At 39.4% G+C, this 25,721-nt stretch carries 24 protein-coding genes; 22 read left to right on the top strand and 2 right to left on the bottom strand.

The features are described 5' to 3' along the window. Positions 1 to 240 precede the first annotated feature (240 nt). Positions 241 to 1,635, bottom strand: a complete 1,395-nt coding sequence (gene murC / locus BLS24_RS02515) for a UDP-N-acetylmuramate--L-alanine ligase (RefSeq protein ID WP_091755857.1) — start codon at positions 1,633 to 1,635, stop codon at positions 241 to 243. Between the two features lie 259 nt (positions 1,636 to 1,894). On the opposite strand from murC, the gene BLS24_RS02510 reads away from it, so the two are divergent. The 17 genes from BLS24_RS02510 to BLS24_RS02430 all read left to right on the top strand — a co-directional run bounded on the left by BLS24_RS02510 (position 1,895) and on the right by BLS24_RS02430 (position 18,743). After that, entirely contained in the window at positions 1,895 to 3,169 is a 1,275-nt protein-coding gene (locus BLS24_RS02510; RefSeq protein WP_091755855.1) for a glucose-1-phosphate adenylyltransferase, read from the top strand. Next, positions 3,166 to 4,284 (top strand): glucose-1-phosphate adenylyltransferase subunit GlgD, encoded by a 1,119-nt coding sequence (gene glgD, locus BLS24_RS02505; protein ID WP_091755853.1) that lies wholly within the window; start codon positions 3,166 to 3,168, stop codon positions 4,282 to 4,284. Before BLS24_RS02510 ends, glgD begins: the two co-directional genes overlap by 4 nt. Before the next feature lie 36 nt (positions 4,285 to 4,320). Beyond that, positions 4,321 to 4,608: a septation regulator SpoVG gene (gene spoVG / locus BLS24_RS02500; protein WP_071177131.1), complete on the top strand. Its 288-nt coding sequence runs from the start codon at positions 4,321 to 4,323 to the stop codon at positions 4,606 to 4,608. A gap of 104 nt (positions 4,609 to 4,712) precedes the next feature. Then, positions 4,713 to 5,333 carry an aminoacyl-tRNA hydrolase gene (pth, locus tag BLS24_RS02495; RefSeq protein WP_278289693.1) on the top strand — a complete coding sequence of 207 codons (621 nt, stop codon included), beginning with the start codon at positions 4,713 to 4,715 and terminating at the stop codon, positions 5,331 to 5,333. Positions 5,334 to 5,336: 3 nt separating this feature from the next. Then, a complete protein-coding gene (gene mfd, locus BLS24_RS02490; protein ID WP_091755851.1) occupies positions 5,337 to 8,906 on the top strand; it encodes a transcription-repair coupling factor in 3,570 nt (1,189 codons plus the stop codon). A 17-nt stretch (positions 8,907 to 8,923) separates the two neighbouring features. Beyond that, positions 8,924 to 10,657 carry an ABC transporter ATP-binding protein gene (locus BLS24_RS02485; protein WP_091755849.1) on the top strand — a complete coding sequence of 578 codons (1,734 nt, stop codon included), beginning with the start codon at positions 8,924 to 8,926 and terminating at the stop codon, positions 10,655 to 10,657. Positions 10,658 to 10,735: 78 nt separating this feature from the next. After that, positions 10,736 to 11,461, top strand: a complete 726-nt coding sequence (locus BLS24_RS02480; protein ID WP_091755846.1) for a hypothetical protein — start codon at positions 10,736 to 10,738, stop codon at positions 11,459 to 11,461. Between the two features lie 145 nt (positions 11,462 to 11,606). Further along, positions 11,607 to 12,158: a DUF2975 domain-containing protein gene (locus BLS24_RS02475; protein ID WP_091755844.1), complete on the top strand. Its 552-nt coding sequence runs from the start codon at positions 11,607 to 11,609 to the stop codon at positions 12,156 to 12,158. Positions 12,159 to 12,168: 10 nt separating this feature from the next. Beyond that, on the top strand, positions 12,169 to 12,393 hold the full coding sequence (locus BLS24_RS02470) for a helix-turn-helix domain-containing protein (RefSeq protein WP_071177543.1): 225 nt from the start codon (positions 12,169 to 12,171) through the stop codon (positions 12,391 to 12,393). Continuing rightward, entirely contained in the window at positions 12,390 to 13,004 is a 615-nt protein-coding gene (locus BLS24_RS02465) for a CPBP family intramembrane glutamic endopeptidase (RefSeq protein WP_091755843.1), read from the top strand. The genes BLS24_RS02470 and BLS24_RS02465 overlap by 4 nt, the downstream gene beginning before the upstream one ends. Positions 13,005 to 13,133: 129 nt before the next feature. Next, a complete protein-coding gene (locus tag BLS24_RS02460; protein ID WP_091755842.1) occupies positions 13,134 to 14,126 on the top strand; it encodes a helix-turn-helix domain-containing protein in 993 nt (330 codons plus the stop codon). A gap of 194 nt (positions 14,127 to 14,320) precedes the next feature. Further along, on the top strand, positions 14,321 to 14,626 hold the full coding sequence (locus BLS24_RS02455; protein ID WP_091755841.1) for a hypothetical protein: 306 nt from the start codon (positions 14,321 to 14,323) through the stop codon (positions 14,624 to 14,626). Between the two features lie 63 nt (positions 14,627 to 14,689). After that, positions 14,690 to 16,009 (top strand): ABC transporter substrate-binding protein, encoded by a 1,320-nt coding sequence (locus BLS24_RS02450; RefSeq protein ID WP_091755839.1) that lies wholly within the window; start codon positions 14,690 to 14,692, stop codon positions 16,007 to 16,009. Beyond that, positions 16,009 to 16,926, top strand: a complete 918-nt coding sequence (locus BLS24_RS02445) for a hypothetical protein (protein WP_091755837.1) — start codon at positions 16,009 to 16,011, stop codon at positions 16,924 to 16,926. The genes BLS24_RS02450 and BLS24_RS02445 overlap by 1 nt, the downstream gene beginning before the upstream one ends. Before the next feature lie 58 nt (positions 16,927 to 16,984). Beyond that, complete coding sequence (locus tag BLS24_RS02440; protein WP_091755835.1) at positions 16,985 to 17,401, top strand: BlaI/MecI/CopY family transcriptional regulator; 417 nt, start codon at positions 16,985 to 16,987, stop codon at positions 17,399 to 17,401. Between the two features lie 182 nt (positions 17,402 to 17,583). After that, positions 17,584 to 18,504: a M56 family metallopeptidase gene (locus BLS24_RS02435; protein WP_176764309.1), complete on the top strand. Its 921-nt coding sequence runs from the start codon at positions 17,584 to 17,586 to the stop codon at positions 18,502 to 18,504. Positions 18,505 to 18,551: 47 nt separating this feature from the next. After that, entirely contained in the window at positions 18,552 to 18,743 is a 192-nt protein-coding gene (locus BLS24_RS02430) for a hypothetical protein (protein WP_143015137.1), read from the top strand. Positions 18,744 to 18,776: 33 nt separating this feature from the next. Here BLS24_RS02430 and BLS24_RS02425 read toward each other — a convergent pair whose 3' ends face one another. Continuing rightward, positions 18,777 to 19,730 (bottom strand): hypothetical protein, encoded by a 954-nt coding sequence (locus BLS24_RS02425; RefSeq protein WP_071177118.1) that lies wholly within the window; start codon positions 19,728 to 19,730, stop codon positions 18,777 to 18,779. A gap of 175 nt (positions 19,731 to 19,905) precedes the next feature. Between BLS24_RS02425 and BLS24_RS02420 the strand changes: the two genes are divergently transcribed. The 5 genes from BLS24_RS02420 to dnaK all read left to right on the top strand — a co-directional run bounded on the left by BLS24_RS02420 (position 19,906) and on the right by dnaK (position 25,658). Next, positions 19,906 to 21,096, top strand: coding sequence for a pyridoxal phosphate-dependent aminotransferase (locus tag BLS24_RS02420; protein ID WP_091755832.1), 1,191 nt, complete (start codon positions 19,906 to 19,908; stop codon positions 21,094 to 21,096). A 139-nt stretch (positions 21,097 to 21,235) separates the two neighbouring features. Further along, positions 21,236 to 21,799 carry a DUF6465 family protein gene (locus BLS24_RS15185; protein ID WP_176764308.1) on the top strand — a complete coding sequence of 188 codons (564 nt, stop codon included), beginning with the start codon at positions 21,236 to 21,238 and terminating at the stop codon, positions 21,797 to 21,799. Positions 21,800 to 22,015: 216 nt separating this feature from the next. Further along, positions 22,016 to 23,047 (top strand): heat-inducible transcriptional repressor HrcA, encoded by a 1,032-nt coding sequence (hrcA, locus tag BLS24_RS02410; protein WP_091755830.1) that lies wholly within the window; start codon positions 22,016 to 22,018, stop codon positions 23,045 to 23,047. A gap of 127 nt (positions 23,048 to 23,174) precedes the next feature. Beyond that, complete coding sequence (gene grpE / locus BLS24_RS02405) at positions 23,175 to 23,735, top strand: nucleotide exchange factor GrpE (RefSeq protein ID WP_091755958.1); 561 nt, start codon at positions 23,175 to 23,177, stop codon at positions 23,733 to 23,735. A gap of 42 nt (positions 23,736 to 23,777) precedes the next feature. Then, positions 23,778 to 25,658, top strand: coding sequence for a molecular chaperone DnaK (gene dnaK, locus BLS24_RS02400; protein WP_091755828.1), 1,881 nt, complete (start codon positions 23,778 to 23,780; stop codon positions 25,656 to 25,658). Positions 25,659 to 25,721 lie beyond the last annotated feature (63 nt).

Genomic DNA, 25,721 nt, shown 5'->3' with positions numbered 1-25,721 from the left:
ACAAAAATTGTAAAAGATATGGGTAAAAGTAACGAAGAAGTCCAGCACTGGTGCGGTGTTTCACGTTTTGTGAAACATTGTGGACAATGTGGATAATGTGGATTAATCGATATAACAAATAAAAAAACAGCCAAACCATCGGCACTTATGATTTCAAAAATAAGTGACAATTTTTTGGCTGTTATCCACCAAGATTGATTTACATAAATCCATTTCAAAAAGTGGATATGTGGATAAGTGTTACTGACCTAAGAGTTCATTACCGATTTTAACAACATCTCCGGCACCCATGGTTATCAACAAATCTCCTTTAGTGCAATTTTGCAAAAGGAATTTTTCAATTTCAGCAAAGTTTTCATAAGTTGGAAAATAATTACACTCATGTCCAAGTTCAATGATCTTGTCTCTAAGAGTACGTGAGCTGATTCCAAGGTTGTCAGTCTCTCTTGCGGCGTAGATATCAGCAAGGATAACGTGATCTGCAAGTGAAAGAGCTTCTGCAAACTCATTCATAAGAGCTTTGGTTCTGGTGTAAGTATGTGGTTGGAATACGCACCAGATCTTGCCGTGTGGATAATTCTGAGCTGCTGTAAGAGTAGCCTTTATCTCTGTTGGGTGATGAGCATAATCATCGATGATAGTTACGCCGTGAATCTCACCCTTGTACTCGAAACGTCTGCTTGTTCCGCCAAAGAGACTAAGAGCTGTAACCACATGCTCTTTTTCTATATCTAATATAGTAGAAACAGCAATTGCTGCCAGGGCATTATATACGTTGTGGATACCTGGAACAGCAAGCCTTATATCAAGTACACTGCCATCTTTGAGATGAGCCTTGAAGGCTGGATTGCCGTGATCATCATAAGTAATATCTGTTGGATAGAAATCGCAATCAGATGTAGAACCATAAGTGATGATGCTGCACTTAAGTCCATCAGTAATATATGAAAGATTGTCTATGTCGCCGTTAATGATAAGGCTTCCGTCTGCTGGAAGAAGCTCTGCAAATTTCCTGAATGAATGTCTGATGTCATCAAGGTCTTTGAAGAAATCAAGGTGATCAGCATCTATATTAGAAATAACACTGATCTTAGGGAAAAAGCTAAGGAAGCTGTTGGTATACTCACAAGCCTCTGTTACAAAGTACTCTGACTTACCAACTCTGATGTTGCCTCCGATATCCTTGAACACTCCACCGATTGAAAGAGTAGGATCTGTATCTGCCTCCAAAAGAATCTTTGAAAGCATTGAAGTTGTAGTAGTCTTACCGTGTGTTCCGCTGATGGCGATTGGAAGACCGTACTGTTTCATGATCTGTCCAAGAAGTTCTGCTCTTGTGAGCATTGGAATACCTGCATTCTTGGCAGCAACAAATTCTGGGTTATCAGGATGAACAGCTGCAGTATAAACAACAACGTCTATAGGCTGCATCTTTTCGATATTTTCTGCCTTCTGACCATAGAGAATAGTAACACCCTGGTTCTCAAGGTTTTCAGTCATTGCAGATTTTTTGGAATCTGAACCTGAAACTTTGAAGTTTCTTTCTATTAATATGCTTGCAAGTCCGCTCATGGAAATTCCGCCGATTCCCATGAAGTAGACATGGACCGGTTTATCAAAATCAATTGTGTACATAACAATCCTCGATTCATTAGTATCATTGTAAAGTATAACGCATTATATTCTAACACTATTTCCATCAATGTCAAAAAAGCCCTTTGTAAAATAGTTTATGATATTGTGTAGACATAAATATCTAAATTGTGTTTTTTTAATGAATTCTTTATGTTATACTTTAATATAAGAAAGAAGCGATTTTCTGTGACATGTAAAAGCATGTATGGTGTATCAAAGTTACTAGACTATAATGGCGTAAAATGCAACGAGGTGGAACATGATAAAGAAAGAGATGATCGCCATGCTGCTGGCAGGGGGCCAGGGCAGCAGACTGGGAGTTTTGACAGCTAAAATGGCAAAGCCCGCAGTTTCATTTGGGGGAAAGTATAGAATCATAGATTTCCCGCTTAGCAATTGCATCAATTCTGGAGTAGACACTGTTGGTGTTCTTACACAGTATCGTCCGCTCCGACTCAATTCTCACATTGGCATTGGTATTCCATGGGATTTGGACCGAAACTTTGGTGGAGTAACAGTACTTCCTCCATATGAAAAAAGTTCAAACAGTGAATGGTATACCGGTACTGCTAATGCAATTTACCAGAACTTAGAATATATGGAAAATTATAATCCAGATTATGTTCTGATCCTTTCCGGTGATCATATATATAAGATGGATTATGAAACTATGCTCGATTTTCACAAGGCAAGTCATGCTGATGCTACTATCGCTGTTATGCCTGTTCCTATGGAAGAGGCCAGCAGATTCGGTATCATGATCACTGACGACGACAAGAAGATCGTAGACTTTGAGGAAAAGCCAGAGCATCCACGCAGCAATCTTGCTTCTATGGGTATATACATTTTCTCATGGGAAGTTTTGAAGCAGGCGCTTATCCAGAATAAAGATCAGGCTGGTCTTGATTTTGGTAAACATATCATTCCTTATTGTAAGGAACAAGGTAAATCTCTTTATGCTTATGAATTCGATGGATACTGGAAGGATGTAGGAACACTTACTTCTTATTGGCAGGCCAACATGGAGCTCATTGACATAGTTCCAGAGTTTAACCTCTATGAGGAGTATTGGAAGATCTTTACATCAAGCGATGTTCAGCCTCCGCAGTACCTTGGACCAGAAAGCACAATTGAGAGGAGTATCGTAGGCGAGGGATGTGAGATATACGGTAAGGTATATAACTCAGTCATAGGTCCCGGCGTTAAGATAGGAAAAGATACAGTAGTCAGCCACTCCATTATCATGAATGAGACGGAGATTGGTGAAGGCTGTAACATAGAAAAAGGTATCATTGCCGAGAAGGTTAAGATTGGAAACGGTGTTCAGATCGGAGCCTTCGAGGAAAAAGAAAATGAGACTAAGCCGAGCATTTATTGCGAAGGTCTCTGCACTGTCGGCGAGAAGTCAGTTATTCCTGACAACGTACAGATTGGAAAGAATACCATGATCTCAGGTAGCACCACTGCGAAAGATTATCCAAATGGAGTTCTCGATAGCGGTAGGACATTAGAGAAGGCAGGTGATGAGACATGAGAGCGATTGGAATTATCTTAGCAGGTGGAAGTAGCAGCAGGATGCATGAGCTCTCCAAGAAAAGAGCGGTCTGCGCTATGCCTGTGGCTGGTTTTTACAGAAGTATCGATTTTGCACTTAGTAACATGACTAACTCACACATACAGACGGTTGCAGTGTTTACCCAGTACAATGCAGGTAGTCTTAATTCACACCTTAGTTCTTCCAAGTGGTGGGACTTCGGTCGTAAGCAGGGTGGTCTATATGTCTTTACCCCAGCTGTTAAGGCTTCTGGCAATCTGTGGTACAGAGGAACAGCAGATGCCATTGCGCAGAACCTTGATTTCCTTCGTAGCTGCCATGAACCGTATGTCATCATTACTTCCGGTGACTGTGTATACAAGATGGATTACGGCAAACTTCTTGAATATCATATTCAGAAGCAAGCTGACATCACAGTTGTTTGCAAGGACATGCCGGCAAGTATAGATACCGAGAGATTTGGTACTATCAGGATGAACGAAGAGAGCAGGATTGAGGAATTCGAAGAAAAACCTGTGGTATCAAGGTCAAATACAATCTCCTGTGGTATATATGTCATCAGACGTAGACAGCTGATCGAACTTATTGAAAGAGCTGAAGAGGAAGAAAGATACGACTTCGTTAGGGATATTCTTGTTAGATACAAGGATATGAAGAGAATATACGGATACAAGATCAAGGAATATTGGAACAACATTGCTTCTGTTGAGGATTACTTTAGAACTAACATGGATTTCCTCAAGCCAGAAGTAAGACAGTATTTCTTCCGCGAGTATCCTGGTATATACACCAAGGTAGTTGATCTTCCACCAGCCAAGTATAACGTAGGTGTGAATATCAAAAATAGTTTGATCTCCAGTGGATGCATAATAAATGGTGCAATAGAAGATTCCGTCATATTTAAGGGGGCTTTTGTTGGGAATAACTGTTACATCAAAAATTCGATCATCCTGAATGATGTATACATCGGAGACAATTCTCATATAGAAAATTGCATTGTTGAAAGCCATGGAACCATTCAGGCTAACTCCTACTACAAAGAAGAAAACGGCATAAAGATCGTAGTAGAGAACAATGAAAGATACGTAATCTAACAACCAAGTCTAATTAACCAAAGAGGGGGTTAAAAAATGAAGATAACAGACGTAAGAGTACGCAAAGTAACTAAGCAGGGTAAGATGAGAGCAGTTGTATCAGTTACATTTGATAATGAATTTGTAGTTCATGATATCAAGGTAATTGAGGGTGAGAGAGGCTTGTTTATCGCAATGCCTAGCAAGAAGTCATCAGATGGCGAGTACAGAGATATCGCTCATCCTATCAATTCTGACACTCGTAAAGTCCTTCAGGATACAATTCTTGAGGCTTATGACAAAGCAGCTTTAGAAGAGCCTGCTGAAGGAGAGGCAGAAGTTTAATAATTTAGCTTGTTGCCAAGGTAAAATAATGTTAAATTAATGGGGCTTAGAATTTAACTTTCTAGGCTCCATTTTATTTCTATGTCCAGATTTTTGGAGGAGTTATGTGGGGAATATTTACAAAGCTTTTTGGCAAAAGAGAAGAGGAAACAGGAAAGATGTATGTAATAGCGGGACTTGGAAATCCTGAGAAAAAATATTTTGAAACAAGACATAACGTGGGCTTTGCTACAATAGATGCCCTTTCAGATAAATATAATATCGAACTTACAGAAACTAAGTTTAAGGCAGCCTTTGGTAAGGGCAGAATAGGAAACGAAAGGGTTATCCTTGTTAAGCCACTTACATATATGAACCTTAGCGGAGAGGCCATCAGACCAATCTGCGACTACTTCAAGGTTGATTCCAAGGAAGAGCTCATCGTCATATCTGATGATGTGGATCTTGATGTAGGCAAGATAAGAGTCAGACCAAAGGGAAGCGCCGGCGGTCACAACGGCCTTAAGAGCATTATCGCACAGCTTGGTCACAGCGAGTTTAACCGCGTGAGAGTTGGCGTTGGCAAGAGACCAAAGGAATACGATATGGTGGACTGGGTACTTGGACACTTCCAGGGAGAAGACGCAGTCTCTATCAAAGAAGGCATTAACAAAGCTGTAAACGCTGTTGAGGAGATCATCTCAACCGGTGTAGACAGCGCCATGAATGATTTTAACGGTAAATAATTAATGAGAGCTATCACTACTCCTTTACATGAATTAAAAGAATTTGAAGAGATAAATAAATATCTTGAAAAACCTTTTGCCTGCGCCGAAGTTACTGGATGCGTTGATTCTCAAAAGCTCCACTTCATCGATAGTCTAGGCGCAGACTTTAAGTATAGGATCATCGTTACATATTCTGATCTCAGAGCAAAAGAGATCTACGAAGATTACAAGTTCTACGACAGAAATGTAACAGTCTACCCAGCCAAAGACCTTATTTTCTATCAGGCTGATGTTCACAGTAATGAGATCGTAAGACAGCGTATCAGGTGCATGAGAAGACTTATCGAAGGCAGACCTGTTACTGTCGTTACGACCTTTTCTGCCCTTATGGCACCACAGATCCGCCCAGAGATCATAAAAGAGAATATTCTTTCTATCGACAAACACAAGCCTATCGATGAGTTAGAGATTTCCAAAAAGCTCATAACCATGGGCTATACCAAGAATTATCAGGTTGAAGGACCTGGTGAATTTTCTGTCCGCGGAGATATTGTGGATGTCTTTGACCTCACTGAGGAGAATCCTTATAGAATCGAGCTTTGGGGAGATGAGATACAGTCAATTCGTAGCTTTGATATCCTTTCTCAGAGATCTCTTGAAAAGCTTGAATCCATTGAGATCTATCCAGCATCTGAGATCATTCTCGATGAAAAGAGACTTGAAGAAGGTATGGAGAGGATCCAGGAAGAGACTGATAGATGCGTTGAGACTCTCCGCTCTGAGTTCAAGACCAAAGAAGCTCATCAGCTAAAGACTCAGACAGAGGAGCTTAGAGAGCAGCTCTTTGAACTTAAGACCACAGTTAACTTAGAGAGCTATATCAGATACTTCTATGAAGATACAGTAACAATGCAGGAGATGTTCCCTAAGGGAAAGAGCTGCATCTTTATTGACGAGCCTGGCCGAGTAGCTGAGCACGCCATGGCAGTTGAGGCTGAGTTTAGAGAGAGTATGACCCATAGAGCAGAGAAGGGCTATGTTCTTCCAGGCCAGATGGGACTTTTATATAGTACAGATAACTGCGTAGCCAGAATGGAAAATGGCAGACGAGTTATCCTGTCTACGCTTCAGCTTCCCAAGAGCCAGAATATCTTTTCACCAGAAAAGAGCTGGGACATCAAGACAAGAAGCGTTGCTCCTTACAACAACAGCTTTGATGCACTGGTAAAAGACTTAAAGAATTATGTTAAACAGGGCTACAGAGTACTGATCCTCTCTGGCTCTAGAACAAGAGCAAAGAGAATTGTTGAGGACCTTAGAGATAATCTTGTTACAGCATTTTATAGTGAAGACCCAGGAAGAGTGTTAAAGCCTGGTGAGATCATGACCTACTACGGCAGGATCCTTAAGGGCTTTGAGTATCCTGATATCAAGTTTGCTGTAATTGCTGAGTCAGATATTTTCACAGAGCATGTAAAGAAGCGCAAAAAGAAAAAGAGCGCTTATCAGGGCGAGAAGATATCTAATTTTGCAGATCTTAAGATTGGTGACTATGTAGTTCACGAAGACCACGGTCTTGGAATCTATAGAGGTATCGAGAAGATCGAGACTGATCACGTGGTTAAGGATTATATCAAGGTAGAGTACGGTGATGGCGGCAATCTCTATATTCTCGCTACAGGCCTTGGAGTTATCCAGAAATACGCTTCTGGCGGAGATGACAACGAAAGGACCCACAAGCCAAAGCTCAATAAACTTGGAAGCGGCGATTGGAGTCACACCAAGAGCAAGGTCAAGGCAGCAGTAGAAGAGGTTGCTCAGGACCTTGTGGAGCTCTATGCCAAGAGGCAGCAGGCGCAAGGGTATCAGTTCAGTAAAGATAATGTATGGCAGCAGGAGTTTGAGGATGCCTTCCCATATCAGGAGACAGAGGACCAGCTCACTGCCATCGAAGATACCAAAAGAGATATGGAATCCTCTAAGTCCATGGACAGACTTGTCTGCGGCGACGTAGGATTTGGTAAAACAGAGATTGCTATTCGTGCAGCCTTCAAGGCAGTTCAGGATGGCAAGCAGGTTGCAGTGCTGGTTCCAACCACTATCCTTGCTCAGCAGCACTACAATACATTCTCAGAGCGTATGAGGGATTTCCCTGTACGTGTTGACTTGATGTCTAGATTTAGGACAGCAGCAGAGCAAAAGAGAACTATAGCAGATTTAAAGAAAGGCCTTGTGGATATTGTTATTGGAACCCACAGACTTCTTTCTAAGGATGTTCAGTACAAGGACCTTGGCCTTCTAATAGTAGATGAGGAGCAGAGATTTGGCGTAACCCACAAGGAAAAGCTAAAGGTATTAAAAGAGAACATCGATGTTCTGACTCTTTCTGCTACACCTATTCCTAGAACTCTTCATATGTCCCTTGTGGGAATCCGTGAGATGAGCGTTCTGGAGGAGGCTCCTAATGACAGAATGCCTATTCAGACCTATGTTATGGAGTACAATGACGAGCTTGTCCGCGAAGCTATCGTAAGAGAACTTTCAAGAAACGGTCAGGTTTATTACGTATATAACAGAGTCAACACCATAGCGGATGTGGCTGCACAGATCCAGAAACTGGTTCCGGAGGCTAACGTTGCCTTTGCCCATGGCCAGATGAAAGAGTCTGAGCTTGAGAGGATCATGTATGACTTCATTGATGGAACTATTGATGTGCTTGTTTCTACCACCATCATCGAGACAGGTCTTGATATTCCAAACGTTAACACCATGATCATTCATGATTCAGACAAGATGGGACTTTCACAGCTCTATCAGCTCAGAGGCCGCGTAGGTAGATCTAATAGAACTGCTTATGCTTTCCTTATGTACAAGAGAGATAAGATGCTCAAAGAAGTAGCAGAAAAGCGTCTTTCTGCCATCAGAGAGTTTACAGACCTTGGTTCTGGCTTCAAGATTGCCATGCGAGATCTTGAGATCAGAGGCGCAGGAAGTCTCCTTGGAAGAAAGCAGTCTGGACATATGCAGGCTGTAGGTTATGACCTTTACTGCAAGATGCTAGGCGAAGCTGTTAGGATCAAGAAGAATGAGATTCCAGATGGAGATTATACTCTTGCTGAGATCAACACAAATATTGACCTTGATGTAAGTGCCTTCATTCCTGATACCTACATCATGAACGAAGAGCAGAAGCTTGAAATATATAAGAGAATCGCAAGCCTTGAGAACAAGCAGGAATGCGATGATATGAAGGATGAGCTTATCGATAGATTTGGTGAAGTTCCTGAGTCAGCAGACAACCTTCTTAGAATATCTCTTTTACGCTCCAAGGCACATGGCCTCTATGTATTAGAGATTAAGGGCGGCGATGGAACAATTGAGATAAAGGTTAGTCCAAGTGCCAAGATCGATGCTGGCAAGATTCCTGGATTTATATCAAGCTACAAAGGAAACATGGCATTCCACAGTACCACAGTGCCAGTATTTGTCTACAAGTACAAGAAAGAAAGTAATCCGAACAAGGCTGAGAAACAGCTCTTGGAGGAAGTTGAGGCTGTAGTTGAGAAGATGACTACGCTTGTTAAGGAGTAATGGGAGGAGACTACTAGATGAAGCTGATAAAGAAATTTATTCCTTACTACAAACCATATATTGGAGTGTTTTTATTTGACCTATTTTGCGCGTCAGTGCTTTCAATCATAGACCTGACATTTCCTCAGTTTTTGAGAATTCTTAGGAGTACTCTTTTTCTAGAGGAACCCAAGGTTATTCTTGGAAGACTTGGCTTTATCGCTGTTGCGCTTCTTGTTATGTACGTGGTGAGATATCTTTGCAGATACTATGTAACTTACCAGGGACATATGATGGGAGCCAGGATGGAATCCCAGATGAGAAAAGAGCTTTTTGACAGGTATGAAGCATTTTCTTTTTCTTATTATGATACCCACAATACAGGCGAGATGATGAGTAAGCTTGTGTCAGATCTTTTTGATATATCTGAGCTTGCACATCATGGTCCTGAGAATATATTCATTTCTGTAGTTAAGATCGTAGGATCTTTTATCCTTCTTATGCGAATAAATGTGCCTATGACGCTGTGCCTTGTGACTGTAGTTATATTAATGGCTATATTTGCTATTACTCAGAATAAAAAGATGAGAGCTACATTTGCTGATAATAGGCGCAAGATTGCCGGAATCAACTCATCTTTACAGGATACACTTGGTGGAATCCGTGTCGTTAAGTCTTTTACTGGAGAAGACATCGAGGCTGAGAAGTTTGATAAGTCAAACCTGGCCTTTCTTGATTCCAAGCAGGCCAACTATAGGAGAATGGCTTTCTTTCACTCAGGAAATAACTTCTTTGAGGGGCTTATGTTTGTGACAGTCCTTGTGGCAGGCGGATTCTTCATTGCAAAGGGACAGCTAACTGGAGAAGACCTTGCAATCTATGCTCTTTACATCAATATCTTCATTAACCCTGTAAACGTGCTGGTTGAGTTTACAGAACAGCTCCAAAAAGGTCTCGCAGGCTTTGAAAGATTTGTTGAAGTAATTGATACAATGCCTGAGATCGTAGATAAAGAGGGTGCAGGAGAACTTAAGGATGTTAAGGGTGTTATAGATTATGAAGGCGTATCTTTTGCCTATGGTGATGAAGAGGCAGTATTAAAAGATATTGACCTTCATGTAGAAGCTGGAAAGTCCGTGGCGATCGTTGGACCATCTGGCGGTGGCAAGACTACACTTTGCTCACTACTTCCTAGATTTTATGATGTTACCGCAGGAAGCGTTAAGATTGACGGAACAGATATCAGAGATGTTACTCAGAAATCTCTTAGATCCTTTATTGGTATAGTTCAGCAGGATGTATATCTTTTTAATGGAACGGTAAAAGAGAATATTGCTTACGGTAAGCTTGATGCCACCATGGAAGAGATTGTAGAAGCTGCAAAAAACGCAGATCTTCTTGAATTTATTGAGAGCCTTCCAAATGGCTTTGATACTCAGGTTGGTGAGCGTGGAGCTAGGCTTTCTGGCGGACAGAAGCAGAGAATTGCTATTGCAAGAGTATTCCTTAAGAATCCACCAATACTGATCCTTGATGAAGCTACAAGTGCTCTTGATAATGAGAGTGAGAGATATATTCAGGAGAGTCTTGATAAGCTCTCTGTTGGTAGAACTACTATTACTATTGCCCACAGACTGTCTACAATTCTAGGAGCAGATGAGATCATTGTTTTGGATGAGGATGGTATCAAGGAGAGAGGCAATCACAAGGAACTAATCAAAAAAGGCGGACTCTACGAGAAGTACTATCGAATGCAGCTTGGAGCAGTCTGATAAACTATAGGGTGCAACAGTTTTGAATTTTAATTTGTATATTAAATATACAAATACTTCTAAAGGAAGGTAAGAAATATGGATTACAAAGACGGTGGAATCCCAAAAACCATTGAAGAACTAAAAGATTATTGTGAACGAAACGGTTTCACATCCAGTAAGACTAGATTCTTTATTGGCTTTAATTATCAGGGAGCCAGAGCTTTTGGTATCTATAAAGATGAGGAAACTGGAGAGTTCGTTGTTTACAAGAACAAAGACGACGGAACCAGAAATGTTCGTTACAGAGGAACTGATGAAGAGTTTGCTGTAGTTGAGCTCTATGACAGGCTTCAGAAAGAAATCGACAATCAGAAACTTCACTATGCTGCAGAGATGGCAGAACGTGAGAGAAATAAGTACGAGGGCAGAAGCTCTGGTACATATTGCACATTAGATGATCATGCTGACAGCTATGAATATATGAAGAATTTCCACGCTTCAGATTACCCGATCAATTCTTTTGTGGATGACGCAAAGGAATATTTCAATAATGCTGGAAATGATAGCTATCATGGCTATGATGAATATGGCAGCCATAGAGGACATTCAAATTCACAGGGCGGTGGCGGACTTGGCGTCGTTATCAGTATCATAATCCTGATCTTATCAATGCTCTTTGGATTTGGTGGTGGCGGCGGATATAGTAGCTATGATCATTATGATTCAGGTTATAGCAGCTATAGTAGCTATGACAGTTATGATAGTGGATGGAGCTCAGATAGCTGGGATTCAGGCTCAACAGACTGGGGTTCAGACTGGTAATTTATCTATAAAAATAATTTTTTAATGTTTTTCGATAAAAATATGTTGACACCCACATAATCGTATGATATAAATAATTTAACGATAAACGTTAACGTTTTAAACTGATTCATTATTAATCATACAAATTATGTGAGGTGACAACATGAAAAATTCAAAGTTAAGAAACATAACAGCAGTTTTGGCAAAAATCATTGAGGTACTCAGTTGGATCGGTGCAGTATGTATTATTTCTTCTATGATAATTCTTTTTGCGACAAAGGATATGATCGCAGAAGCTTACAAAAGCGGGACATTTGATTCACAGAGCATATCTGTTACAGGAGTAGATTCAGAGGCATTTATCAATTCCCTTATGAATGGCTCAGGAATTTTGGCTCTTATTCCTTTCGTATTCTTTTGTGCACTCTCAGCACTGATTTTCAGAAATATATACAAGATTTTCCAGAAGGCTAATGGAGATTCTCCTTTTTCAGTGGCCAATGTCAAGAGAATCAAGAATATCGGTTATTATGCGCTGGCTATTCCTGTGAGCAAAATTGTTATGTATGCAGTTTTTGCTGTAACCGTAGGAATAAACAATCTTAACATCTCAATATCATTATCAGAGGTGGTATTTGGATTAGTGGCTCTTTGCCTTGCTCAGTATTTTGCTTATGGCGCAGAACTTCAGAATGAAGTAGATGGATTACTGTAAGGAGGCGCTTATGGGAAGAATAGTATTAGAGCTTGACGTTATGATGGCTAGACGTCACATGTCTTTGAATGAGCTTGCTGATAAGGTCGGAATATCTAACGTAAATTTATCCAAGATCAAGAATAATAAAGTTAATGCAGTTCGCTTTGGCACACTTGCAGGAATCTGTGATGCCCTTGAATGTGAACCTGGAGATATCTTAAAGTATGACCCTAATGGCGAGGCACAGGAATGAATTTGTTTATTAGTACACTTTTAAGTGCTGTCATTCAGGTAGTATTATTTTCACTTGTGCCTTTTATCTGGTGGCTTATATTCCATAGAAAAAAAGAAAGCTTCTTTTCTTTCGTAGGAATAAAGAAGCCAGATAAGAGCAAGGTGAAATCGATATTTATAGCAATGATAGGAGTCCTTTTAGTCTGCGAAGGACTAGGAATCATTGAAAAATTATGCCTGAGAGGATTTGAGACAGCTGACAGTACTTTTTCGGGAATGGGTATTTCTGCTATAGGTAGCGTAATTGTATACGCTTTTATTCAGACAGCACTTTCTGAAGAGATTTTCTTTAGAGGATTTTTGTTGAAAAGATTAAGTGCAAAGCTAGGATATTATGTGGGCTCAATGATTACAGCTGTTATCTTTGGGGCTATGCATGTAGCCTTGGTATATGCCACAGGCAGAACTCTTGGTATAATATCTTTTGTAGCATTATTGGTTTATCCAATAGTAGTTTCATTATTGCTTGCATGTGTGAATGAGAAAAAAGCTAATGGATCAATATTACCTGGATGGTTTATCCACGGAATTATAAATTTGATAGAGGGAATTGGTAAATTATCCCTATAAGCGCCCTAAAATAGCGCATTTGCAACCGCTAGTTGACAAATTTCAAAGCTGACTTTATAGATAGCAACTGATATTTTTCGTAATCTGAATACATCAAAAAACAAATTTCAGATACGGAGGAAAATAAAAATGATATTAGCAGACAAAATTATCAATGAGAGAAAGAAACTTGGATGGTCCCAGGAGGAACTTGCTGATCAGCTTGATGTTTCAAGACAGTCAGTTTCAAAGTGGGAAAGTGCACAGTCAACACCAGATCTTAATAAGATAATCAAGATGGCAGATCTTTTTGGTGTAAGCACTGATTACTTATTAAAGGATGAGATCGAGGTTGTTGATACATCTGAATATAAGGAAGACGTTGCTTCTTATAAAGAAGATACAAGAAAAGTTTCATTAGAAGAAGCTACAAAGTTTTTAGAGGTTGTTAAGAGAACTGCTCCTAAGGTGGCATTTGGTGTTTCTCTTTGCATCGCTTCACCAGCACTTCTCATGTTCCTTTTAGGATTTTCTGAGATGGGTTACATAGGTGAAAACCTTGCTGTTGCTATTGGTATAGTTGTACTTCTTGTGATGGTAGCAAGTGCTGTATTCATGTTTATCATGATCAATCAGGAGCGCAAGCCATTTGAATTTCTTGAGACAGTTAAGATTGATACAGCTTACGGCGTTGATGGTATGGCCAAGGAGAGAAAGGCTGAATTTGAGAGTAGACGTACCATGATGGTTGGCTTTGGTGTTATGTGCTGCATTCTTTGTAGTGTTCCACTTATCATCTCAGCTCTTTTCTCAGAGAAATGCGGAAATGAGTCACTTGTAGTATTTATGGTTGGAGTTCTTTTGATCTTGGTTTCTACTGGCGTAAACCTTATCATAAACGGTAGTGAGTATTCTACAGCATGTGACAAGCTTCTTCAGAGCGGTGATTATACACTTGCAGGCAAGAAAGCTTCTAAGAGAATCGGTAAGATTGGGGCTATCTATTGGCCTGTAGTTGTTGCAGCATACCTTGGAGCTAGCTTTATTACAGGAATGTGGGAATATACATGGATCATCTGGCCTGTTATGGCAGTCTTTTTCGGGGCTGTTGCCGGTATCGTGCGAGCTACAATGAAGGATTGATTATAGATGAATTTTGCAAAGAACCGTTTGTTGAGGCAGACGGTTCTTTTTTTATTGTATGAAAAAGGTGAGTTATCAAGCAATCAATATTGGTGGTGTCAATAATATATTAGACAATCAAATCATATTGACTCGAAAATAAAAATATGCTATTTTATGTTTATAATAATTCTTTTTTATGGAGGTAAAAGAATATGAAAATGTCACAAAGTATCTTGGGAAGGGCAAAGATTACAATGGGAGCCATTGCAATAGGGGTTATTGCTTTGACTTCAGTAACTAGTGTGTATGCGGCAACAACGGTAGATACTAAACTTTTAGCTGCATGTGATTTAAAAGCTGAAGGTTGGTCTGGGGCAAGAACTATAGCAAAAATGGCGAAAGATGAAAAGATAGTTTTCTATCCAGAGAAATTTGGTACTGATACGGAGTACAATTATATGAAAAGAAAGAATAAATCACAGTATGGTTATGTGGATCATAATTATGTGGATTATTAATTACACTTTGGAGGCTATAGCAAAAGGGAGTATTTCACTCCCTTTTGCTTATCTTGAAGAAATATGAAGAAAAGTATTTGCATCATTCTAGGTATTATTACATTTTTGGGGGCTATAACTGGGTGTTCAAAAAACAATGTGGGTAGCACAGGGAAAACGCAGATTGTTTTGGCGATGGTATATGCTAATGAAGATATGGTAAGAAAAGATACATTATTGGAGGATCAAGTAGCTCTTTTTAACCAAAAACATGAAGACTGCGAAATAGTAATAAAAAACTATTATAGATCAGAAACGCTTTTTGAAGACGGAGTAAATTTGATTGAGCGAGAAATTGTATCGGGAGAAGGTCCGGATATTATTGATTATCAATATGAATATAACAAATCAGACATTATAGGTCAGTATACAGAAGATTTATATCCTTATATAGAAGCGGATACTGAGTTAAAAGAATCTTTATATACTAATATATTAGATTCTTTTGCTATAGATGAGAAATTATATGCAATCCCATTATCTTATAGTCTTAGTACGTACGTAGGAAGAGAATCTGAAATAGGCAATGTAGAGAATTGGGATTTTGAAACGATGGTTGATACTTTTGATAGACTTGGGAAAAAGTATCCGATGGGGTATAACACAAAAGCAGACATATTAGCAAATATTCTCTATGATTCATTAGATGATTTTATTGATTGGGAACAAGGTGAGAATTATTTTGATAGTGAAGACTTTAGGAATATGGTGGAGTTTGCAAACACTTTTGACTATGAGTATAACCAAAATATGAGCTCGTATGAATTACAGGACTGTGTAGTTCAGCAATTATATATTAGTGGTGTGTTTGATACTGCTATTGCAGAAGGTGAAATGCAAACGAGTGATGTAGTATATGCAGGATATCCAAGCAAAACAGGATGTGGGACACTAATTACACCTGATTCAGATGTTATGGCCATAAGTATGGCTAGTAAGAATAAGGAGCGTTCTTGGGAGTTTATTAAGCAGTTATTACTTCCAGACTTTCAGGAAAAACTAAATGATCGTGCGTCTTTATCGGTAAATAGAGATGTCATTAATTCGCAATTAGATAGAGCCATGAAAGTTGAAATGGAGAATGGTAAAGATGTTGTAAAAGAAACATATTGTACTAGTTACGAATATGAGCGTCTGCCTATATATTCAATAACTGAGAAGCAGCGAGATGATTTTGTCAGGTTGTTAGAAAACGCAAAAGTGTCTTCTACTAACAATGAAAAAATCAATGAAATAGTTTTTGAAGAAATTGATGGATATTTTGCGGGACAAAAGTCTTTAGATGAATGTATAGATAATATTGAAAATAGGGTGTGGATTTATATCAGCGAAAAGGGAAAATAATGAATAAAAGACAGCAGATCGGTATTACAGTAGGAATTATAGTATTATTTTTTTTTATTGCATTATTAGGATTAAATTTTTTGTGTGATGATTGTAGCGTTTTTGTTGAAGAAAGCTTTGCATACAAGAAAGATGGGACTGAAAAATCTGCTTTCGCATCTAATGGCGAAGAGTCATATCTTTGCTGTAGCAAAGGTGAAGAGTTTTATTTGTATTATGTTGATAAAAAAGTATTCAGGAAATTGCCATATTCATGTGGGAATAATGAAAGAATTATTCGAATGGCAGTCGATGATAATGGACAGTGCAGTTTATTAGTATATAGTGCTGAGACTGAATTCGTGGATAATCAGTTAATAAGCACAATAACTGACGAAGCTGCTAGGATAGACGTAATTGATTGTAATGGCAATATAGTAAGGCGCTATGATGGGAGTTTTTTGCTTTCTAGCACTAATATACCGAGTAGTTTCCTGACACATGACTCACTTGTGTATGCTATGAATTGCGGCGGAGAGGCTACTATTGTAAACATGGCTGATAAAAGTGTAAGTACCATTCCGACAGAAGGAAGAGTATCATCGGTAGATGTTTATGGAGATAGAGTTATTGTTACATATTACGGAGCAAACAGAAGCTATTATCAAGAGCTATCTATTGAAGGAGAACCACAGAACTCAGTAAAGCTACCTAAAAGTAATTGCAAATATGGAGTTTGTAAAATTCTAGGTGATCACGTATACATATATAACAAGGATGAAGGAGTTTTTGAATATAAAAAAAGTTTGAACAAGATCAAACAGATTGAGAATGAGTGGAATAATACAGATGGTATCGGTTTTGGAGAGAAAAAGATTTGTGTAATGGTAGAGCAAGATGATGAATACGAGTTTCATTTTTTGACTATGAACAGTTGATTGCGTGAGAATGTATCAAAAAATGTTGACTGCATAGAAATGAGGTGTATTATTAATAATGTTAAGAGTTGTTGTAGTTAAGGAGAAAAAGATGTACCTTACACAAAGTGAGATGGAGATAATGCATGCGTTCTGGCAGGAAGATCGGTCAATGTCATTAAATGATTTAATTTTGGCTAGCCCTGACAGATGCTGGAAGGACCGATCAGGTTTTTCGATAATAAACAGTTTGATAACTAAGGGCCTTCTAAAAGAAGATGGATATGTTCATAGCGGAAAGACAATAGCTAGAACATTTTCGCCGGTGATTAGTTATACAGATTTTATGATAGGCCAGCTCAATTCTTTTGAAGGTAAGATTGAAGTACCTCAATTAGTATCTCATCTTCTCGGTGAAGGAGATGTTGATGCAAGAGATATTAAAGAACTAGACAGGATGATTTCGGACAAGAAAAAGGAACTTAAAGATAAATGATACAAGTAAGTCGTTGGTCTTTATTTTACGCAATTATTTTAGGAAGTGTTCTTTTATTATTATTTCATTTTGGAATATGTAATAGAAAAAAGACAATTAAAGATGCTATAACTCCGTATATTACTCTGTTATTGCTGATTTTTATCAGAGTGATTTTTCCTGTAGACTCGGATGCTTTTTATGTGATCAGGTCAACTAAGCTTCTTAATGCAGTTCATGATTTATTAATGATTACTTTACTGTATGACCTATCAATAGAAAAAGTACTTGTTTTAACGTGGATTATTGGGGCTATAGTGTCTCTTTTTATATGGAATTGTTCTATAAAAAAAGATGTTCAAAAGACAAAGATTATAAAGGAATGTGCTAGTAGACTTCCTGAAAGACAGGCTTATATTGCCACGAAGGCAGGATTAAATGCAAATTGTGTATTTGTGACTGATAAGATTGATGAAGTTGTTACAGTTGGAATTAGAGAATATATGATTTTGCTTCCACAAACTGATTATTCTGACATAGATCTTTATAATATTTTTGTTCACGAAGCTGCTCATGTAAAGCATAGAGATATTAGAAATAGAGTGTTGTTACATGCCTTTTGTTGTATCTTTTGGTGGAATCCTATTTTTAGGTTGTTTGAGAAAGACTATTCCATTCTTATGGAATATCGATGTGACGAGAATGCAGTACAATCCTATACGTTATCTGAAAAAATAGCCTATGTGGAAACTATGAAGAAGATGACAGTAGTGAAGCTAGATTATTGCTATAGATATATGGAAGCTGGTTTTGCTATTGCATCAAGGAAATCGATGCTTATTTCAAGAGCTGACAGAGTTTTTATAAATGAAAAAAAGAATATAAAAAGGATAGCTGTTGCAATAGCGTTGGAGATATGTTTGTTCTTTTTGTCATATGCTGTAATATTCCAACCATATTATGAGCCAGAAATAGAAGGTGAAGTAGCGGTTGATGAAACAAACGCATATTTAATTAAGGAAGATGATGAATATAGAATCATTATCGATGATGAGGATTGGGGCATTGTTCCTAAAGACGATTTAAAAACTAGACCATATTGCAGATTGGAAATAAGAGAATGAAAAAAATATTTGTTAAAAGTTTATTACTAGTAGCTACAGTTTTGATCATGAAAAACAGTACAATTACTTGTTATGCATGCGCTACAAATGCTGGAATTAGTAGCGCACATGATGGTAAAGCTATTATTCTTAGCGAAGAAACTGTTTGGAAGTATAGATATCACAATGGTAAAAGACAAAAGAGATTGTGGTCATGTTCTAACAATTGTTGGATATCTGATCATTGGATCGATATGTGACTAAAGAAAAAACTAGGCAGAATGAAATTCTGCCTAGTGAAATGCCGCAGGTCTTGGCTTATTGACCTGAATGATCTTTGAAGCTTCTAAGTTTCTGAGGAGTAACAGCCTTACTTTTCCCTGATATTCTGGCTTTACCATGTAGTGGCAGTAGGTCTCGATAAGGGAGAAGAGGTTTGCTGTTCTTCCTTCAATCTTAAAGTTGTTGATTCCCATCGGTACATATTTTTCCCAGATAAGCTCTGGTGAAATATGAGTTGAATATTCCTGGATGGTGTAGATGCAGTTCTTGTCACCGTATTCACAAGTCCAAGGAATGATATGCTTTCTCTTTTCGGGAGGAAGCGTTCTGTTTTCCATTATTATCTTCTGATTAAGGGCGATGTTCTTGTAGTGATCGCCTCTGCGCTTGCAGTCTGGAACGCAAAGAGCGTTTACAAGGACTTCAAGCTTTTCTTTATGATTGATATTTTCGATGATATCCCATTTGTTGTTCATGTTGTAGTCAAGGACTACATACTTATAGTCTTTTTCAAGTTCCTCATTAAGAGCGTCCACGTCGCGGATCTCTTTGCAGGTTGTGGAATCAATCTTGTAGGAAGGGTAATTGGTTCTGATGAATTCTTCCAAAAGAGGTGAGAATACCAGAACTTCATTCTTGCCATTGTCACCGGCTTTCAAGCAGAAGTTGCAGAAAGGGTCACGGAGATCTTCCTCGGTAATGAGAGGATTTGTGAAAGTGAAACGAACAGGAATGCCCTGAGAGTTAATGCTCTTTATTACATTCTCCACAAATGCTCTGTCACACTGGTCATTATCTATAAGCCTTCCGCCGTTCCAAAGTGAAAAAGGAAAGCAACCAAAAAAAGATGCTATTTCAACACCTTCACGGAAGTAATGAGGATACTGTTTTAATAAGCTAAGCCAGTACATGTTAAGCGGATAATTGTAACGAAGTCCTGGCAGATGAAACTTTACTGAAGCCATTTGAAACCTCCCAAACACCAATAGTTCTTTGCTTTTTTACTATACTTTTTTTGCCAGAAATCTTCCAACCAAATCTTGCTAGAAGGTTTCGAACTATTGCTAAACTTTAGTACTGTGAACCATTGAAATAATGTGCTATACTGTTTGTCAAAGGTTTTTAATCAGGAGGTTGGGTATGATAAATCAGCAGTACAAAGATATGCTTGGAGCAAAGTCAGTGATCAGAGAGCTGTCAGAATATGCAACAGCCAGAGGAAAAGAAATAGGCTACGAGAATGTCTTTGATTTTAGCCTTGGTAATCCAAGTGTGGAGGTGCCAAAGGAATTCACAGAAGAAATGATAAGACTATTAGAAACAGAAGATACCATGACTCTTCATGGATATACTCCTAGTCTTGGTAATCAATTATATAAAGAAAAGATTGCAGAGTCTTTAAACAAGCGCTTTGGAATGAACTACGGTCCAGAGCATATTTTCCCTACTACAGGAGCTGCTGGTGCTATATCACACGCTGTGCGCGCGATTACAAAACCTGGTGATGAAATGATCGCTTTTGCACCATTTTTCCCTGAGTACAGACCATATATAAATGGTGCAGGAGTTGAACTTAAGATTGTTCCTGCTGATACAGAGACTTTCCAGATCAACTTTGATAAGTTTGAGGAAATGCTCACAGACAAGGTTATGGCAGTTCTTGTAAACACACCTAACAATCCTTCAGGTGTAGCTTACGGAAAGGCAACTTTAGAGAAGCTTTCTTCTATATTAAAAGAAAAGTCAAAGGAATATGGACATACTATCTTCCTTATTTCAGATGAACCTTATAGAGAGATCGTATTTGAGGGCGCAGATTCTCCATATGTTTCTAAGTTCTATGACAATACACTTAGCTGCTACTCATTCTCAAAATCTCTTTCTCTTCCTGGTGAGAGAATTGGATATGTGGCAGTTAACCCAGCATGCGAGGGAAGCGATGTCATCGTTCCTATGTGCGGACAGATTTCTAGAGGCACAGGACACAACTGTCCTCCATCCATCATACAGCAGGCCGTTGCCAAGGTTTGCCACATGACAGCAGATCTTTCTGTATATGAGACCAACATGAACATTATCTATAGCACTCTTAAGGAGCTTGGATTTACTGTGGTCAAGCCAGATGGAACCTTCTATATCATGCCAAAGGCTTTAGAAGAGGATTCTATAGCATTTTGCAAAAAGGCCAAGGATTACGATCTGATATTTGTGCCTGCTGACGGATTCGGTGCTCCGGGATACTTCAGAATGGCTTATTGCATTGACACTGATAAGGTGAAAAGAGCCATGGATAGGCTGCGTCAGTTTGCCTGTGAGGTGTACAAGGCTTAAATATTGATTTAACCGACATTTTTTGTTTCTAAATCCGTTGACAAGGGGCTTTATTGAGAGTAAACTCTATTTCGAAAAGACTTTATTGTTTTAACGAGCTATATTAATCAAGTGTGATTTTTTGAGGAGGAGACAAGAAATGGCCGAGATCAAGAAAACAGAGACATCTGTAAAGCCTGTTGCAACAATTAAGACTCCAGTAGCTGCAACAGCAACTAAAACACCAGAAGTAAAGGCAGCAGCTCCAGCAGCAAAGCCTGAAGTTAAGAAAGCAGAGGCTAAGAAGCCAGCTGCTAAGAAACCAGCAGCAAAGAAGCCTGCTGCTAAAAAGCCAGCAGCTAAGAAGGCTGAGCCAAAGAAGGCAGAGGCTAAAAAGCCAGCAGCAAAGAAAACTACTACAAAGACAGCTGCAAAGAAGCCTGCTACAAAGACAACTGCAAAGAAGACAACAGCTAAGAAGGCTCCAGCAAAGAAGCCAGCAGCTAAGAAAACAGAGGCAGTTCAGGTTTCAATCGAGCTTCAGTATTCTTACAAGCACATTCCTTATGAGAAGATCGTTGAAGATTCAAAGAACAACTTTGCATATGAGATGGGCGGAAATGTAAATGATATCAAGAAGCTTAGCATTTATGTTAAGCCATCAGAGGATGCAGCTTACTATGTAGTAAATGATAAGGTTCAGGGAAGAATTGGACTTGAATGATCTTATATAAAACAGGATTGCCCTCCACAAAATGTGGAGGGCTTTTTTGATGCTGTAGATTAATACATTTTTTATAAAAACCCATGTTGACATCGGTCTTAGAAAGTTGTATTTTAAGTTACAGAAGATGTTAGCACTCAAATCGAGTGAGTGCTAACACTTAAAAATAGATACCATTCCAATGAATTTAACCGGTGAATACAGAGGAAGGGCGATATGGAACTAGACGAGAGAAAAAGAATAATACTTCATGCAATCGTTAAGAACTACCTTGAAACAGGAGAACCTGTTGGTAGCCGTACAATTTCCAAGTACACAGACTTAAATCTTAGTTCTGCTACTATTCGAAATGAGATGGCTGACCTTGAGGAGATGGGACTTATTTTGCAGCCCCATACATCTGCAGGCCGTATTCCTTCAGATCAGGGATACAGAGTATATGTAGATGAGATGCTCAAGGACAAGGAAAAAGAAGTAGAGAACATGAAGGAAATGCTCCTTGATAAAGAGGAGAAGCTTGAGAATCTTCTTAAGCAGGTAGCTAAGACATTGGCAGTTGATACCAACTATGCCACAATGATCTCAGCTCCACAGATCAGGAAGAACAAGCTCAAATTCATGCAGATATCTAAGGTTGATGATGAGCATCTTTTGGCAACCATCGTACTTGAAGGTAATGTCATTAAGAACAAGATCATTCCTGTAGAGGAAGTGCTTGATGAAGCTACAATGCTCAAGCTCAATATCCTCATGAACACTAGACTTGATGGTCTTGCAGTTGAGGATATCAATCTGGGACTTATAGCTACTGTCAAACAGGAAGCTGGCATACACAGTGAGATTATAGGTAATGTCATCGATGCTGCAGCTGAATCGATTACAGCTGATGAGGACCTTCAGATATATACAAGTGGAACTATGAATATTTTCAAATATCCAGAACTTACAGATTCCACTAAGGCAAGCGAACTTATCAGTACATTCGAGGATACCAAGGATCTTTCCAGTATCGTTGAGGATACATTATCTTCCGATTCAGAAGAGACTGGCATTCAGGTTTATATAGGTAATGAAACTCCTGTTCAGGCCATGAAGGATTGTAGCGTAGTTACAGCTACTTACGAACTTGGTGATGGTATGAAGGGAACAGTCGGAATTATCGGACCTAAGAGAATGGACTATGACAAAGTTATTTCTACTTTGAAGAATATGAGACATGCGCTGGATGATCTTTACAAGAAAGAGTAGCGCATATTTATATAGATGATTTACATATTAGGAGGCGTTTACATTGGGTAACAAAGAAAATAAAGAAGTTCATGGCAAGGCCAAGAAGCCTGTAAGTGAAGCAGATAAAGAAGTTCTTGAGAACATCATGGAAGAACTTGAAAAAGAAGCAGAAGAAAAAGAAGAAAAGGCTGCAGAAGAAACTGCTTCTGAAGAAAATGCTACAGAGGCTGAGGCAGAAACTTCTGAGGAGACCAAAAAGGAAAAGAAAGATCCTTTAAAAGAGAAGATCGATGAACTCAACGACAAAGTCATGAGACAGATGGCAGAGTTTGAGAACTTCAGAAAGAGAACAGACAAAGAAAAGTCACAGATGTTTGAGCAGGGACAGGCTAATGTATTAGAGAAGCTTTTACCTGTTGTCGATAATTTCGAGCGAGGACTTGCGGCAGTTCCTGAAGAGGACAAGGACGGAGCCTTTGCAGACGGTATGAACAAGATCTACAAACAGCTTATCAAACAGCTTGAGGACCTTGGAGTAACCCCAATTGAAGCTGTGGGAAAAGAATTTGATCCAAATCTTCATAATGCAGTAATGCAGGTTGAAAGCGAAGAGTATGAATCAGGAATGGTTGCACAGGAACTTCAAAAGGGATATATGTTCCACGAAACAGTGCTTAGACATAGCATGGTTGGTGTTAGTCAATAAAGTTTAAAACTATCAGATAATTTAGGTATGGAGGAAAGAAAAATGAGTAAGATTATCGGTATCGATCTTGGTACAACAAATAGCTGCGTAGCAGTTATGGAAGGCGGAAAGCCTACAGTTATAGCAAACGCAGAAGGCGCTAGAACAACACCTTCTATCGTTGCTTTCACAAAGAATGGTGAGAGAATCGTTGGTGAGCCAGCTAAGCGTCAGGCAGTTACAAACGCTGACAACACAATCTCATCAATTAAGAGAGACATGGGTACAGACAACGGTCGTACAATCGACGGCAAGAAGTATTCACCACAGCAGATCTCAGCTATGATTCTTCAGAAGCTTAAGGCTGATGCAGAACAGTATCTCGGCGAAAAAGTTTCAGAGGCAGTTATCACAGTTCCTGCTTACTTCAACGATGCTCAGCGTCAGGCTACAAAGGATGCTGGTAAGATCGCTGGTCTCGAAGTAAAGAGAATCATCAACGAGCCTACAGCAGCAGCTCTTGCTTATGGTCTTGATAACGAAAAAGAGCAGAAGATCATGGTATATGACCTTGGTGGTGGTACATTCGATGTATCAATCATTGAGATTGGTGATGGCGTTATCGAAGTTCTTTCAACAAACGGTGATACACACCTTGGTGGTGATGACTTCGACCAGGCAATCATCAACTGGATGGTTCAGGACTTCAAGAACAAGGAAGGCGTTGACCTTTCAGGCGACAAGATGGCTATGCAGAGACTTAAGGAAGCTGCAGAGAAGGCCAAGAAGGAACTTTCATCTTCAACAACAACAAACATCAACCTTCCATTCATTTCAGCTGGAGCAGATGGCCCTAAGCACTTTGATGTAGATCTTACAAGAGCTAAGTTCGAAGAGCTTATCCATGATCTCGTAGAGAGAACAGCAATCCCAGTTCAGAACGCTATGAAGGATGCTGGTCTTACAAATGCAGATATCGGAAAGGTACTCCTTGTTGGTGGATCAACTCGTGTACCTTGCGTAGTAGAGAAGGTTAAGCAGCTCACAGGTCAGGAGCCTTCCAAGAACCTTAACCCTGATGAGTGCGTAGCTATCGGTGCTTCTATCCAGGGTGGTAAGCTTGCTGGTGATGCCGGTGCTGGTGACATCCTTCTTCTTGATGTAACACCTCTTTCACTTTCAATCGAGACAATGGGTGGTGTTGCTACAAGACTTATCGAGCGTAACACAACAATCCCTACCAAGAAGAGTCAGGTATTCTCAACTGCAGCTGATAACCAGACAGCCGTTGATATCAACGTTCTTCAGGGCGAGAGACAGTTCGCTAAGGACAACAAGTCACTTGGACAGTTCAGACTTGATGGAATCCCTCCAGCAATGAGAGGCGTACCTCAGATCGAAGTTACATTCGATATCGATGCAAACGGTATCGTTAACGTATCAGCTAAGGACCTCGGAACAGGTAAGGAGCAGCACATCACAATCACTGCTGGTTCTAACATGTCTGATGAGGATATCGATAAGGCTGTTAAAGAGGCTCAGGAGTATGAGGCTCAGGACAAGAAGCGTAAAGAGGGTATCGATGCTCGTAACGAGGCTGACTCATTCGTATTCCAGACAGAGAAAGCTCTTCAGGATGTTGGAGACAAGATCGATGCAGCTCAGAAGCAGACTGTTGAAGATGACATCAAGGCTCTCAAGGAAACTCTTGAGCAGACTAAGGATAAGGAACTTTCAGACAGCGAGATCGATTCACTTAAGAGCCAGAAAGAGAAGCTCATGAACGATGCTCAGGCACTCTTTGCTAAGATGTATGAGAACGCTCAGGGTGCAGCTGGCGCAGCAGGCCCAGATATGGGTGCAGGCGCTGGTCCTGATATGGGTTCAGCAAACACATCAAGCAATGATGACAATGTTGTTGATGGCGACTACAGAGAAGTTTGATCTAAATAAGTCAGATTTAATAAAAGTTTTATAATACAAATAGCCAGGCGAGCTTTTCTCGTC

This window comes from Butyrivibrio sp. INlla18 (assembly GCF_900103635.1).
In the GTDB taxonomy this organism is placed as follows: domain Bacteria; phylum Bacillota; class Clostridia; order Lachnospirales; family Lachnospiraceae; genus Butyrivibrio.
This window is presented reverse-complemented; position numbering and strand designations above follow the sequence as displayed.